This is a genomic window from Proteus sp. CD3, from assembly GCF_008808075.1.
GTDB classification, from domain to species: Bacteria; Pseudomonadota; Gammaproteobacteria; order Enterobacterales; family Enterobacteriaceae; genus Proteus; species Proteus appendicitidis.
In genome coordinates this window covers 666,884-680,394 of record NZ_CP019686.1, presented here as the reverse complement: position 1 = coordinate 680,394, position 13,511 = coordinate 666,884, and the positions used below count along the sequence as shown (strand labels likewise).

Genomic DNA, 13,511 nt, shown 5'->3' with positions numbered 1-13,511 from the left:
ACCTCTTACTGATAATCCACATGCAGTGTGCCACTTGCGACAAAATCACCACCCACTAAGCTTTCATTCTGATCACGAACAGGAATAGCTTCTAATTCAGGTAAGTTGGGATAGGTAAAATTTACCGCTTTACCTAAATCTAATAAGTTTCCCTGATACAGAATACGCACCCCTAATCCCGTAATATTGGTTTGTAGCGCATTTGAATCGAACCCCGTTGCGCTCCCCGTAACATAAACTTTCATGGCATTAGTTGGCATTTTTTGGCAAGTCGCGGTGTAGTGAACAGGCTCTTTATAACGAACCCCATCAATACGAGTACTCATTACCTCACCAAAATTAACTTCGATCATTTTGCCGTCATTAATTAAGCAAGGCGGTGGTGCAATGACATTCCCTGAAATATTGATATAAACAATTCCCGGAATAACATCTTTCACCGCTCTAGCGGGTAAATTCGCAACAGCAGTAAAACTTAGGCCTCCAGTAAACGTTGCCAAAATAAGAATCAACACTGCTTTGCTTGGGCTAAACCGCTGTTCCATTTTCATAAAATAGACCTATTTAGTTTCCTGCTGATGTTTCTGTAACTTTGCATTCATTGCCAGTACAGGTGAATTTCATTTGTGGTCGTCCACCGTAATCATTGATGTAACTGAGTACAGGCGATGCGCCAAACGCAGAAGTATGCAGATTTATCGTTCCTGTGCTTTTAGGGGCAATCATGATTGGTTCAAAACCATCAAGGCTTTTTCCTTGTAATCCTGTTAACCCATCCACTAATGTCACGTAATAAGGTGTTGGGTTATTCACTTCATAGCGATCACCTTTCTTTATTAAGATGATTTTTTCCTGCCAAGGATGGGTGAGATCCGTTTGTGTGGCATAAATCGATGCTGGGCGATAAAACAACTTAATTCGTGTTTGCAATGCAATTTGCAACACGTTGGGTTTATCACTACGAGGTGGAATTTCGCGCAAGTTAAAATAGAAAACGCTTTCTCTATCTTGAGGTAATTTGGCAATGTCAGGTAATGACTGCACTTTTACTTGGCTTTTATCGCCCGGCTCAATACGCTGAATAGGCGGTAAAACTAATAATGGGCTGTCAATACGTTCTCCATTTTCATTTTCCATCCAGCCCTGAGCCAAGTAAGGCAGTTCTTTATTTTGATTACTGACATTTAAGCTAATAGATTTATCTGCACCATTAAAAATGACACGCGTTCTATCTAAAGCAATCGCAGCAAGAGCTTGACTAGTAAAGACCATTCCAGTCAATAAAGTGGTTGTTACAATGAATAAGCGCTTTGATAACATCATTTTAAATTACTCTTTTTGTCTGAAATTATTTTTATCTTTCCCTTCTTTCCTAACCTTATTGCGTGATCAATTGAGGTTTAGGTAAGGGTTCTGTTCTTTGATTGATTGTTGAAGGTGTTGCTGTACCATCACCACAAGTCAGTAGTAATGAAGACATAAATAATCCTTCAACTAATGTTGGAATACGGACTTTGCACTGCTCTTGACCATTCCAACGAACACTCAATACATCATCACTGTTAATCCCCGTCAGATAGACATTCCCACCATCATTGACAATCCCTAGCTCACGCCCTTTCTCGGTAGTGACACTGGCACCAAACGGTGGATAAGTTCCATCTTGTAAGCGAATGACAGCCATGGCTTTTTGTCCCGATACCACATCAAAGTGACGGTAGCCTATTGCGCCTTCTGTTAGGGTTAGCTGTTGAATTGAGCGTAATGCTTCAGCGTTATCTGGCATCTGATCAAGGTCGATGCTGGCACTACTGCGGTAATAATCATTGATATCAGGCAGCACGGCTTTACCAAAAGCATTAGTACGCGTAATAGCGCCGATACTTTTCACTGGCACATCTGAAATGCCATCGGTATCAACAAGTAAGCGAGTACTCCCCGTACGGCTTGTACGGTGTAATGCACCACCTTTTGGTGTTAATGTTGCCCCACCTTGTAGTGATAATGTGGCTGATGTGTATTCACCATTAATATGGCTTGCACTAGCCGTGACCAATGCAGCATCAGCGTAATGCATGAGATAGGCATCGGCGGATGGTTTACCGTTACTGCTTAAACCCGCACCAACACGATAGCTACTATTGTCATCAATACGATCGTAATAACTGACATTATGTGAATTACCGTGTTTATTAATCACCGTGTTATAACTGATAGTTGCGCGATCGCTCCAAGGCATACTGACATTCATATAAACGCCATTATCATTGGTGCCATTGAATTTATTGCGAAACGCCGACAGACTGAGATTGATATTTTTAAAGCTACCAATATCCATCGTTTTGGCTAATGACAAGTTATAGTTATCATTATTAGGCTTATTCCAATAAGTCTGATGACTATAGTTTAAGTAAGCACTCAATCCCCATTCAGGGAACTGCTTACTAAACATAATGGTATAAAGCTCTTTATTGTTATCTTCTTCACCACCACGATAACGGCGATCTAAGTATTGGTTCATACTCATAAAGTCACGTTCAGAGAATCGATAGCCTGCAAATGTTACTTGGCTATTTATTTGTTCAAAACGTTTTGAGTAACTGACTCGATAGGAGCCACCGTGATAACGCTTGTCATCACTTGGAATTTTTGCCCAAGAATGTGTCGCATCAAAAGAGATAGCCCCCAGTGCCATTAGGTCACGACCAATACCCGCAGAAACTGAGTTATAATCGCCCGATACTAATGAACCACCATAAAGTGACCAACCGTTACTGATCCCCCATGAGAATTCACCCATACCAAAAATAGGACCTTCTGTATTACGGTTCATATCCGACGGCTTACCCGCAGATAATTTATATTGCACTCGGCCAGGGCGTGTTAAATAAGGAATACTTGCCGTATCCATTTGAAATTCTTGAACAGATCCATCTTGCTCTTCAACACGTACATCTAATTTGCCACTCACTGCATCATTGATGTCTTGAATACGAAACGGCCCCGGAGCAACCTGAGTTTCATAGATCACACGACCTTGCTGGCTAATCGTCACTTTGGCATTCGTTTTTGCTACACCCGTTACTTCAGGAGCATATCCCCTTAAGTTAGGTGGCAGCATATTGTCATCCGTAGACAAGTTAATCCCAGTAAAACGGAAGTTATCGAAAATGTCAGAACGCGAATAAGTCTCCCCCATCACAAGGCGAGCGCCTAACTGCGTGATAGCTCTATAAAGATAAAGCTGGTTCCATTTCCAACTATTTTCAGTACTATCAGGAAGACCGGTTGTATGCTGATAACTTGCTTGCCAATCGGCACGGAAACGCCAAACACCAAGGTTTGCACCCACGGTTCCTAAGCCTGTCACTTGTTGGCGCTGTTTTCCTTTCGCGGGATCAGTCACGTTAGCATTGACGTTATAGTCAAAAAGCACACCTGAAATACCGTGATCCCAACGAGAAGGTGGATCCCAGTTTGGTGCTGAATATTCAAGATATGCTTGAGGAATAGTAAGAATAAGATTGCCGTTTCCCAGACTTGCATTTACCGTCATGCCGGGAATAGAAGAGATATCAAGACAACTTCCGTTATCTTGATATTTCACTTTTTCAGCCCATTCAGGTTTTAACCCTATTTGATGGATCAACTCTGGCTGTAAGCAAGCTTCGCTACCTTTAGGATCATTGGCTGGTACAACATAGCTAATGTTGTAGAGTTCAGGGAGTTCATTATTATTTACGCGAACAACAAACTCATATCGGCCGGGCATAATATACCCAGCGCGAGAGAAATCTGATAAGTCGATATTTTGCTTATCTTTTAGATCTAAGATATCGGCATTAAATTCAATATCACTATTTGCTAAAGCTGAACTTGAAATACTGGAAGCGCCAGTAAGAATTAAATAGATCAGTACAGCAACAGGCCGAATAGTATGTTGTTTTTTCTTTTTTTCCGTCCCTAAACCAACAGTTTTGAATGTTCTAACCATAAGTTATCCAACCCGATCCATTTAATAGTATTCCAGCTTAAATCGCAGCGTTGTTCGGTAATTTCCAGCTTTTGGTATTTCGTTATTTTTGACTAATCGCGCTTGATAAAGTAACGCCATTGATTTGGAGTCAATACTAACTGGGGGTAATGGCTTACCCGGAATAGCTCGCCTTCCATAACGATCCGCTATTGCTAATGACGCACCTCTCGCTTCACCAGAAAGTGCAAAATTGCCATTATCGTTAGAGGGACCTTCAAACGTTGCAATAAAACGAGGGTTGTCCGCTTCCTGACCTTTTTGTTCAATTAGCGTACATTCCGTTAATCTGATAGAAAAATACTCAATAGGTCCTTGCCCTTCAGTCACCAACATTGGAATCGAAACCGTTGTTAGTGGAATAACTTGTTCACCACTTCCTGCTGCAATCGTGCAAGAGGGTTCTAAAATAGAGCCTGAAAGATTAAGTACCCCAAATCGCTGATGCATGTTTTTATCTTGTTTTACATCACTCGCTTCTGCTGTTGTTATCAGTAAGCTGGCAATAAGGCATAGCCATAGTGGTGTCATCTTGCGATTCATATTTTTCTCCGTAAGAAAAAAATCGTTAAAAATAGACACAGGAAATAAAGCGCTGTACATCCTTGTACAGTGCTTATTTTTTCTTACTGATAAGTCAGCGCGAAAGTTGCGATTGCAGTGAAGTCACCTGGAACGGCAGCTTCTGCAGAAGAACCTTGTAAATAAGCAGCAAAGTTCAGATCGTTATTACCATCACGTAATGTTTGAGCAGCACTTGGTGTGCCTAATTTGATTTGTTTGCCACCCGCATCGGTGATAACAACAGCGGCATTTTTAGCGATACCTTCAATACCTAAAGAACCGGCTAAGATGTCTGCATCTTCTGAACCAGTGAAGGTTGTTTGAACAGTTTTATAAGTTTCTGTTGTGCAATTCTCTAAAGTAATTTTAAAATCACGAGAATTACTACGGCCACCATCTTTTAATGAAGCAGTCGAAATTTGACCTAATGGAACAGTTTGATTTTCTGAATCAGGATGAATAGAACAAGGTGCATCAATAATTGAACCAACAAATTTAACTGTACCGTGACCTTGATCAGCAGCAAATGCAGAACCCGCAGCAACAGATAAACCTAAGCCAAGAACTAACGCTAATTTATTTAATTTCATCTTTTTGTTTCCTAAAATATAAAGGACGAAGACATTAAAAATAATAAATTCATTAGGATTGGATTATTCCTAATTGAATGACTCATTTATTGAGTTTTTGAATTTTGGTATACCTGTGCCCGTCCAAAACGAAATTAAATATCGTTAAAAACAAAACAAAATACACCAAATTGTTTTGTTAAAAATTTTCATCTCGAAATTAAACACATTTAGATAATCAAACTTTAAATATCGGAAAAAGAGTTTATAATTCTAAGTGCAATTACTATAATTTGTGAAAAAAGTAAAAAAATTTATTTCTGGATTTTAAACAAAGTAACCAATCGTGTTCGCTTTTTAAAATAATGATAAATATCAATATGTTAAATAAATGAAAATAAGTGATAGACATTAAATTTGACTTAAGTGAAAAGCCAGAGAATAATAGTAAACAATTTGGTGTATTCTGTTTATTTCTCTAAAGATAACCAAATTCCTGTCCATGCTCATTTTTCGCTTTTCCAATCAATCACTTTCATTTTCTGAAAATAAATAAACTTTCAATAAACTTGTTTAAAATGAACAAGTAAAAGTACAAGCATAAAAAAAATACAACTCTTTATTGATGTATATTACTTGTTATAGTGATGCATCAATTGACTTTTGTTCTTTGTTATCTCATTGAAAAGGTTATGAAAATGAAGCAGCGCAAGTTTCTTACACGTTTTGAGATTAATTCTATTTTGAAGCAAGCAAAGGAAGGACGATATCCAGAAAGAGATTACTGTATGTTTTTAATGTGTTTTTTACATGGATTTCGCGTAAGTGAGCTATGTAATTTAACCTTAAGCGATATTGATTTAGAAAGTCGGATACTCTATGTCAGGCGCTTAAAAGGCGGTTTATCAACCACACAGCCGATTATAGAAGAGGAATATGAAGCGTTAGTTAACTGGTTGAAAAAAAGGGAAACATGGAGAGAAGCGGATTCTGAATGGGTGTTTTTATCGCAAAAAACCGGCGCTATTTCGCGTCAGCAAGTATATGGATTACTTCGCCGTTTAGGTAAAAAAGCTAATGTGTCCATTACTCCTCATCCTCATATGTTACGCCATGCCTGTGGCTATGCACTTGCTGATTTAGGTAGAGATACTCGTTTAATTCAAGATTATTTAGGGCATCGTAATATTTCACATACCGTTATCTACACCGCAAGCAATTCAAAACGTTTTGTTCACATTTGGGATACAATAAATTAATATTTATTTTTTAATAAAAATAGTTTTCGAGAATTATTGCATTAATTATAATAGGCTATATTTTTTCAATGAGAATAAAGATATTTTTTGTATTTTTTATTAAAAAAAGATTAACACAATTTAATATCAAATATAAAAATAACATTTTTATGCTTAATTAAAGATATTCTTTATGGAAAAGTAATCCTATTTTATGCATAATCTTTTATCATTCTAAATTTAATGATGTCTATTATCGCCATTTCAAACAGGTATAAAAAACCACCAGATACATTAGAATAATTTATAACAAACTAAGAGTCATATTAGATAAAGTTTATTCAAAATATTATTAGCTGTTATTTGTCGTATTTTCCTACATATTATACATATTAGGTAATCACTATCCCTAGAAATAGAAAGAGGGATAGTGATTACCTGTTGCATATAAAAAAAGACCTCATATCAAGCGTATAAAATAGACTTATCGACGGAAACAGCGAAAAATCCCCCTCTTAGCCTTATCTAAATAGGCGTTACTATTAAAAATACACGCTCTGTTTTGTCTTTAATAAAGGCTAATACAAGAATGCTTCTAACGCTTTCCTCGCCGAGTTATTACTGTGTTTATCAAAAAGTTTGCTTTTTTTTGATGAAGTAGAAGAGAAACAATCCTCAAAAAACCAATGAATAGGGGTATTTAAGTAGTTCGCTAATAACACAAGATAACTTAAATCTATTTTATTCATTCCTCTTTCATAACGGGAGAATTGTTGTTGGCTAACACCTAATTTAGCCGCTAATTGGCTTCCCGTGTAACCTAACTCTTTACGTTTTATCTGTATCCGTTTACCTACGAGTACATTTACATCAATATTTGCGCGACGATATCTCACCATGATATTTCAACCTTTTATTATGGTAACGTTAAGATCAACGCCCCAGAACCAGAAAAGTAACCAGGAGCAACATGTCCATTGGTTATCAATTTAGAACTTACTTGTATAGAGGTCATTTGGCCTTTGCCAACAAAAATGACATCCCCCTCTTCACCAGGCCTGTCATTAATAAATAAATTAGCGTACAAACTATCATCACTGCGTAGTGATACTCCCCTGCTCATCATTCCTGTTGCAATAACATTTAAAGTAACATCTTGATTACACGTTATATTTACTGTTTTTGAACGCACTGCACCATCCAATTCATTTTCACTAAGATTGCCGTAATTTAAATCGACAGAATCGGCTAAAATGTCACAGTGCCCAATAGGAGGAGGCGCAATAGCACAGATAGATCCTGGCAATAAATAGCCATTGTCAGCAAAACCATAAGCATTAGGCTGATAAAAAATCCCCACACATTCTTGAAGAGAGTTCGTATCAACGTATCGATGTATTGCTACATCGGGACCATAAGGAAATCCCCCTAATTCTTTCGTAACCGCAATGCGTAAATCTTCCATAGTGCGGTATTTATGCCCATCACTTAGAATGGTTCTCGTTGCAGAACCACCGGATTGATTAGGTTGATGGCGATGATTAATCGTTATATAACAAGGTTTTTTCTTATAACAAGGATTCATTGCTGTAGGCGGTTCAGGGTCCCAACGCTGGATGATAAAAGTGTAATCAGCACCTTTTCCATCAGTACCAACCGGCTTCGATTCTGTAATATAAGAAAAAATCGCCGCAAGTGAGGATGTTGAAAAAAATAACGTGGTAGTGAATAAAGAAAAAAGTAGTCTTCGTTTAAATATCAGCATATAAACCCCAAGTTGACACTAGTCATAATTCAGATGGAATGTAGCAATAGCGCTAAAACGACCCCGTCTTATTGACTGGTTAGTGATAGCTGCTGGCTCGGCTTGAATAAAAGCACTAAATTTTAAAACGGAGCTTCCTGAATCTAGGGCTATACTGCTAGATTGCTGATTTATCCGTAACGGGCTTCCATTGGCGTCCTCTAACCCAATGGCAATTCCAGAAGCTCTACTACCTGGGCTTAATGCAAGAAAACCTTTCCCTGCCATTGCTTGATTTTCATCTCCTTTAAAAGTGACTCGGACTTTTTTATTAATCGAAAGATCACATTCTGATAAATGGATCTCAAATCCTTGGCTATCTGTTCTGCCGATCCCCGTATAAAAAAAGTTCTCTGGCACATTGCCGAATGTGAGTATTACCGTTTCATCCCCTGGATTAATGACGCAGGGATCATCCACTAATTCGCCATAAAAACGCATATTAGGATTTGCATTAACCATTGAAATATTCCCTATTAATAAAAGGGTACTCAGTGATAATATTTTTAATGCCATCCTCATACTCCTATTGATATTCAGCAAGTAAGGTTGCCGTTGTTTCAAAAGCCCCTTTTTGTAAAGTACTTCCGGGTCTTTTTACGGGAACAGCTTGAATTATGGGAGGTTTATTGGGCGTAATAACAAAGCGTTCATTTAAAATAAAAGGCTCGCCATCTCTTGTAATATGTATAGCTAAATCCGTGATATTGGTTTGTAATGCCGCATCATCGAATTGACTTTTGATCCCTATAATTGAAAGCCCTAATGCCCACTGCGTTGAGTTACCTTCACATTTCAAGGTGTAATTCACAGGTTGCGTATAATTAATACCGTCAATTCGATTAGCACCAACATTGTTGCCAAAATAGACGCTAATCATTCCGTTGTCCTGAATCACACAAGGTGGTGGAATTAATAACGTGCCAAATAGCCTCAAATTAGGTTCAACAGCGTCACTCCATAATGGAAAAACAGTAAATAAAGTAATAAGCAAAGCCTGTTTTGATTTAGAAAACATCAAATATCCTCCTACTGATATTCCATACGTAATGTTGCGGTAGCAGAAAAATCCCCTCCGGTTAACGAAGTAGAAAGATCACGCACAGGCACAGCTTCAAGTACAGGTAAATCAGGGTAGGTAAAATTAATTTTTTGACCTAACTTAAGTTCTTTGTTCTGATACAAAACACGCACACCTAAACCCGGTATATTTGTCGTTAAAGCATTTGCATCAAAAAAAGTTCCATTGCCATCGACTGAGAGATTCAGTGTATTGATAGGCATATGCTCACATGAAGCATTGTAATTAATAGGTCGCTTATAATTAGAACCATCAACCTGAGTACTCAGTATTTCACCAAAATTAACTTCTACTGTTTTGCCATCATTTATCATGCAAGGTGGGAATGCGATAACATAACCAGTGATATTAATTCGAATAGGATAAATAGGCTCCACGGGATCATCGCGTGACACCATTGCTCTAGGAAATACGTTTGCAACAGCAGTTGAACTTACTCCTCCCATAGAAATAAGTAGAATAAAAATAAAGATTGCCAAAATCCCATTAAACTGCTGTTTTATAAACATATTTCACCCTATTAATATCCAGAGTCGGTTTCTACAACTTTGCATTCAGAGCCATTGCAGTTAAATTTCAATCTCGGACGTCCACCATAATCATTGATATAACTTAATACGGGGAACACACCAAATTCAGAAGCTTTTAAGTTCAGTTTTCCCTGCCCTTTAGGATCAACCATTAAAGGCACAAACCCCTCTAAACTCTCACCTTTAAGTTCTGTTAATCCGTCAACAATAGTGACGTAATAAGGCGTTGGGTTATGCACAATGTAACTATCGCCTTGCTTAGTTAAGGTAATTTTTTCCTGCCAAGGATTACTTAAATCGGTTTGTGTGGCATAAATTGCTTTTGGTCGATAAAACAATTTAATTCTCGTTTGTAATGCTATTTGTAATACATTAGGTTTATCGCTGCGTGGCGGAATTTCGCGTAAGTTAAAATAAAAAACACTCTCTCTATCATTGGGTAATTTAGAAATATCTGGCAGTGCTTGTATTTTTATTTGGCTTTTATCACTTGGTTCAATTCGTTGGATAGGTGGCAATACAATAAGGGGGCTTTCTATTTTTTCCCCGTTCTCGTTTTCCATCCATCCTTGAGCTAAATAAGGCAATTCTTTATTTTGATTACTAATATTAAGACTTACTGATTTTTCGCCACCATTAAAAATAACGCGAGTACGATCTAATGCGATCGCGGCTATCGCTTGTTGAGTAAAAATCATTCCCGTCAATAAAGTGGTTGCTACAATGTATGAACGTTTCAAAGCCATCATCTTTAATTACTCTTTTTTCTGTAAATTATTTAATTGCTAGATTGAAAGAATTTTTTCGGTTTATGTTCTTCCACCAGCGGTGTTGTAATCGCAGGTGATCCTCCTTCACACGTTAATGCTAAAGAAGTGATCAGTTGAGCATCCGCTAATTGAGGTATAATTAGCTGGCATTGATTGCGGCCGTTCCAACGTACATTTAGCGTATCGCCAGAATTAATACCGCTTAAATACACATTACCGTTATCATTAATGATGCCTAATTCACGACTATTTAATGTCATAACGCTTGCGCCAAAAGGTGGATAAGTTCCATTTTGTAGACGCACAATTGCCATCGCTTTTTGTCCTGAAATCACATCAAATTGGCGATAACCAATAGCCCCTTCTGTCAACGTTAATTGTTGAATTGAGCGTAATGCTTCAACATTATCTGGCAATTTTTCCAAATCGACAGAAGCACTTCCCAGATAGTAATTATTAATATCGGGAATGACTGCTTTACCAAAATAATTAGAATGAGAAACGGCATTCAAACTTTTCACCGGTACGTTAGCGACGCCTTTTGTGTCAATTAATAGTCGAGCAGCACCTGGAATACTATTTCGATGAAAATCACCGCCTTTACTTGTTAATGTTGCCCCACCTTGAAAAGATAAAGAGGCAGAGGTGTAGTCACCATTAATATGACTTGCTGAAGCCGTTACCAATGCGGCATCACCATAATGAGTATAGTAAGCATCCGCAGATGGTTTACCGCGACTACTGACTCCCGCACCTAAGCGATAGTTATTGTTATCATCAATACGATCAAAATAGCTGAGGTTATGTGAGTTACCGCCACGATTAATAACTGTGTTATAGCTAATAGTGGCTTTATCGTTCCACGGCATACTGACATTTAAATAAACACCGTTATCATTATTCCCATTAAATCTATTTCGATAAGCCGATAAACTCAGATTAATATTTTTAAATTTTCCAATATCCATATATTTTGATAAGGAGAAATTGTAATAATCGTTATTAGGTTTATCCCAGTATGTTTGATGGTTATAGCTAATGTAGGCACTTAATCCCCATTGCTGAAATTGCTTACTTAATGTAACGGTATAAAACTCTTTATTATTGTCTTGAGAGCCATTGCGATAACGACGATCTAAATACTGATCCATACTCATAAAGTTGTGATCAGAGAACCGATAACCTGCAAATGTCAGTTGCCCATCAATTGATTCAAAACGTTTTGAGTAACTAACACGATAGGAGCCACCGTGATAATGCTTATCTTCATTGGGAACTTTGGCCCATGAATGAGTAGCATCAAAAGAAATCGCACCTAACATCATTAAATCGCGACCAAAACCAATCGATGTTGAGTTATAGTCACCTGAAACTAACGCTGCACCATATAAAGACCAGCCATTATTGATACCCCAAGAAAACTCTCCCATACCAAAAATAGGACCTTCTGTTTTATGATCAATCTTAGAAGGCTTACCTGCTGATAATTTATATTGAACACGACCTGGGCGTGTTAAATAAGGAATATTTGCTGTATCCATTTGATATTCTTGTATGGAGCCATCTTGCTCTTCAACACGAATATCTAAACGCCCACTCACTGCATCATTCATATCTTGAATATGGAATGGCCCTGGTGCGACTTGTGTTTCATAAATAACGCGGCCTTGCTGACTAACAGTCACTTTGGCATTCGTTTTTGCTATCCCTGTTATCTCAGGTGCATACCCTCGTAAATTAGGCGGTAACATCTGATCATCAGAATTAAGGCTAATTCCTGTAAAACGGAAATTATCTAAAATCTCAGAACGTAAATAAGATTCGCCCATAATAAGGCGACTTCCCCACTTAGAGATCGCACGATAGAGATAATATTGGTTCCATTTCCAACTGTTTCTTGTGCTATCAAAAACCCCAGTGGTATGTTCGTAACTTGCTTGCCAATCAGCTCTAAAACGCCAAACACCTAAATTGGCTCCCGTTGTCCCATTTCCTGTGACTTGCTGTTTTTGTTTTCCATCTGTGGGATTTCTGACATTGGCATTAACGTTATAGTCAAATAGCACGCCTGCAATTCCCTCATCCCAACGAGAAGGTGGCTCCCAGTTAGGTGATGAATATTCCACATAAGCTTGAGGAATGGTTATTGCAAAAACACCACTCCCTAAGTTTGTTTTTATCGTCATCCCTGGTAATGATGCCTCATTAAGACAAGCGCCATCATCTTTCCATGTGATTTTTGTAAGCCACTCGGGTCTCAATGCAAATTGCTCAACTAATGGCGGCGGAATACAAGGCTCACTCCCTTTTGGATCATCTTTAGGCACAAGATAATCAATGCTATATGAATTACTTAGCTCGTGATTATTAATATTAATAATAAAATCGTATCGACCAGGAGTGATATACCCCTCTTGAGAAAATCCTGATAAATCAATATTTTCTCTATCTCTTAAATCAAGAATATCTGAGTTAAACTCAACGTTATTTGTTGTAGCAAATGCCAAATGAGGAACACCTGACATGCCCCAAATAACGCAATAGATCAGTGTGGCAATAGGGAGAATTCTGTACTGCTTATTCTTATCTTCAACTTTTGTGTCAGTAGTCTTGAATAATTTAGCCATAAATAAACCTAACCAATCCATTTAATGATATCTAAATTGGGGATTTAGTGTTGCGAGATACTAAATACCCGTTTATGGAAAATCATCGCTTTTGACTATCCGTGCCAATAATGAAAAAACATGAAATAAGAGTAGAAGTTACACTAAATAAAGTTGCCCAATAACAACGCTTAGTCAAAATAATACAGGTCAGTTTTAACGCCCTATTTTCAACACTTATTGAACCCAATCGCGGACAAATACTTAAATTTTACTTATATTTAAGCCATGCTTATATTAGTAATATCAATCATGT

13 protein-coding genes are annotated in these 13,511 nt (G+C 37.7%); 1 reads left to right on the top strand and 12 read right to left on the bottom strand.

The window, feature by feature from the left end; all coding sequences use genetic code 11:
* Positions 1-5: 5 nt before the first annotated feature.
* The 5 genes from BTA34_RS02970 to BTA34_RS02950 form a co-directional block, all read right to left on the bottom strand.
* Positions 6-551 (bottom strand): fimbrial protein, encoded by a 546-nt coding sequence (locus BTA34_RS02970; RefSeq protein WP_109373863.1) that lies wholly within the window; start codon positions 549-551, stop codon positions 6-8.
* Between the two features lie 13 nt (positions 552-564).
* Positions 565-1,323, bottom strand: a complete 759-nt coding sequence (locus tag BTA34_RS02965) for a fimbria/pilus periplasmic chaperone (RefSeq protein WP_151434437.1) — start codon at positions 1,321-1,323, stop codon at positions 565-567.
* A gap of 55 nt (positions 1,324-1,378) precedes the next feature.
* Complete coding sequence (locus tag BTA34_RS02960; protein WP_151434436.1) at positions 1,379-3,994, bottom strand: outer membrane usher protein; 2,616 nt, start codon at positions 3,992-3,994, stop codon at positions 1,379-1,381.
* Between the two features lie 21 nt (positions 3,995-4,015).
* Positions 4,016-4,576: a fimbrial protein gene (locus BTA34_RS02955; RefSeq protein ID WP_285805460.1), complete on the bottom strand. Its 561-nt coding sequence runs from the start codon at positions 4,574-4,576 to the stop codon at positions 4,016-4,018.
* Positions 4,577-4,659: 83 nt separating this feature from the next.
* Positions 4,660-5,187, bottom strand: coding sequence for a fimbrial protein (locus tag BTA34_RS02950; protein ID WP_023581066.1), 528 nt, complete (start codon positions 5,185-5,187; stop codon positions 4,660-4,662).
* Positions 5,188-5,864: 677 nt separating this feature from the next.
* Between BTA34_RS02950 and mrpI the strand changes: the two genes are divergently transcribed.
* A complete protein-coding gene (mrpI, locus tag BTA34_RS02945; RefSeq protein WP_151434435.1) occupies positions 5,865-6,425 on the top strand; it encodes a phase variation DNA invertase MrpI in 561 nt (186 codons plus the stop codon).
* 557 nt (positions 6,426-6,982) lie between these two features.
* On the opposite strand, the gene BTA34_RS02940 is transcribed toward mrpI, so the two are convergent.
* The 7 genes from BTA34_RS02940 to BTA34_RS02910 are packed head-to-tail and all read right to left on the bottom strand — an operon-like array spanning position 6,983 to position 13,216.
* Complete coding sequence (locus BTA34_RS02940; protein WP_285805459.1) at positions 6,983-7,303, bottom strand: helix-turn-helix domain-containing protein; 321 nt, start codon at positions 7,301-7,303, stop codon at positions 6,983-6,985.
* Between the two features lie 17 nt (positions 7,304-7,320).
* Positions 7,321-8,169, bottom strand: coding sequence for an adhesin (locus tag BTA34_RS02935; RefSeq protein WP_151434433.1), 849 nt, complete (start codon positions 8,167-8,169; stop codon positions 7,321-7,323).
* Between the two features lie 18 nt (positions 8,170-8,187).
* Positions 8,188-8,724, bottom strand: coding sequence for a fimbrial protein (locus tag BTA34_RS02930; protein ID WP_151434432.1), 537 nt, complete (start codon positions 8,722-8,724; stop codon positions 8,188-8,190).
* Positions 8,725-8,734: 10 nt separating this feature from the next.
* Positions 8,735-9,226: a fimbrial protein gene (locus BTA34_RS02925; protein WP_151434431.1), complete on the bottom strand. Its 492-nt coding sequence runs from the start codon at positions 9,224-9,226 to the stop codon at positions 8,735-8,737.
* 11 nt (positions 9,227-9,237) lie between these two features.
* Positions 9,238-9,798, bottom strand: coding sequence for a fimbrial protein (locus BTA34_RS02920; RefSeq protein ID WP_151434430.1), 561 nt, complete (start codon positions 9,796-9,798; stop codon positions 9,238-9,240).
* An 11-nt stretch (positions 9,799-9,809) separates the two neighbouring features.
* Positions 9,810-10,568, bottom strand: a complete 759-nt coding sequence (locus tag BTA34_RS02915; RefSeq protein ID WP_151434429.1) for a fimbria/pilus periplasmic chaperone — start codon at positions 10,566-10,568, stop codon at positions 9,810-9,812.
* A 29-nt stretch (positions 10,569-10,597) separates the two neighbouring features.
* Complete coding sequence (locus BTA34_RS02910) at positions 10,598-13,216, bottom strand: outer membrane usher protein (RefSeq protein ID WP_151434428.1); 2,619 nt, start codon at positions 13,214-13,216, stop codon at positions 10,598-10,600.
* Positions 13,217-13,511 lie beyond the last annotated feature (295 nt).

What these genes read in the sequence shown, in the direction of transcription:
- BTA34_RS02910 (WP_151434428.1), bottom strand. Translation starts at nt 13,216, where the DNA reads ATGGCTAAATTATTCAAGACTACTGACACAAAAGTTGAAGATAAGAAT.
- mrpI (WP_151434435.1), top strand. Translation starts at nt 5,865, where the DNA reads ATGAAGCAGCGCAAGTTTCTTACACGTTTTGAGATTAATTCTATTTTG.
- BTA34_RS02915 (WP_151434429.1), bottom strand. Translation starts at nt 10,568, where the DNA reads ATGATGGCTTTGAAACGTTCATACATTGTAGCAACCACTTTATTGACG.
- BTA34_RS02925 (WP_151434431.1), bottom strand. Translation starts at nt 9,226, where the DNA reads ATGTTTTCTAAATCAAAACAGGCTTTGCTTATTACTTTATTTACTGTT.
- BTA34_RS02935 (WP_151434433.1), bottom strand. Translation starts at nt 8,169, where the DNA reads ATGCTGATATTTAAACGAAGACTACTTTTTTCTTTATTCACTACCACG.
- BTA34_RS02960 (WP_151434436.1), bottom strand. Translation starts at nt 3,994, where the DNA reads ATGGTTAGAACATTCAAAACTGTTGGTTTAGGGACGGAAAAAAAGAAA.
- BTA34_RS02920 (WP_151434430.1), bottom strand. Translation starts at nt 9,798, where the DNA reads ATGTTTATAAAACAGCAGTTTAATGGGATTTTGGCAATCTTTATTTTT.
- BTA34_RS02940 (WP_285805459.1), bottom strand. Translation starts at nt 7,303, where the DNA reads ATGGTGAGATATCGTCGCGCAAATATTGATGTAAATGTACTCGTAGGT.
- BTA34_RS02970 (WP_109373863.1), bottom strand. Translation starts at nt 551, where the DNA reads ATGAAAATGGAACAGCGGTTTAGCCCAAGCAAAGCAGTGTTGATTCTT.
- BTA34_RS02955 (WP_285805460.1), bottom strand. Translation starts at nt 4,576, where the DNA reads ATGAATCGCAAGATGACACCACTATGGCTATGCCTTATTGCCAGCTTA.
- BTA34_RS02930 (WP_151434432.1), bottom strand. Translation starts at nt 8,724, where the DNA reads ATGGCATTAAAAATATTATCACTGAGTACCCTTTTATTAATAGGGAAT.
- BTA34_RS02965 (WP_151434437.1), bottom strand. Translation starts at nt 1,323, where the DNA reads ATGATGTTATCAAAGCGCTTATTCATTGTAACAACCACTTTATTGACT.
- BTA34_RS02950 (WP_023581066.1), bottom strand. Translation starts at nt 5,187, where the DNA reads ATGAAATTAAATAAATTAGCGTTAGTTCTTGGCTTAGGTTTATCTGTT.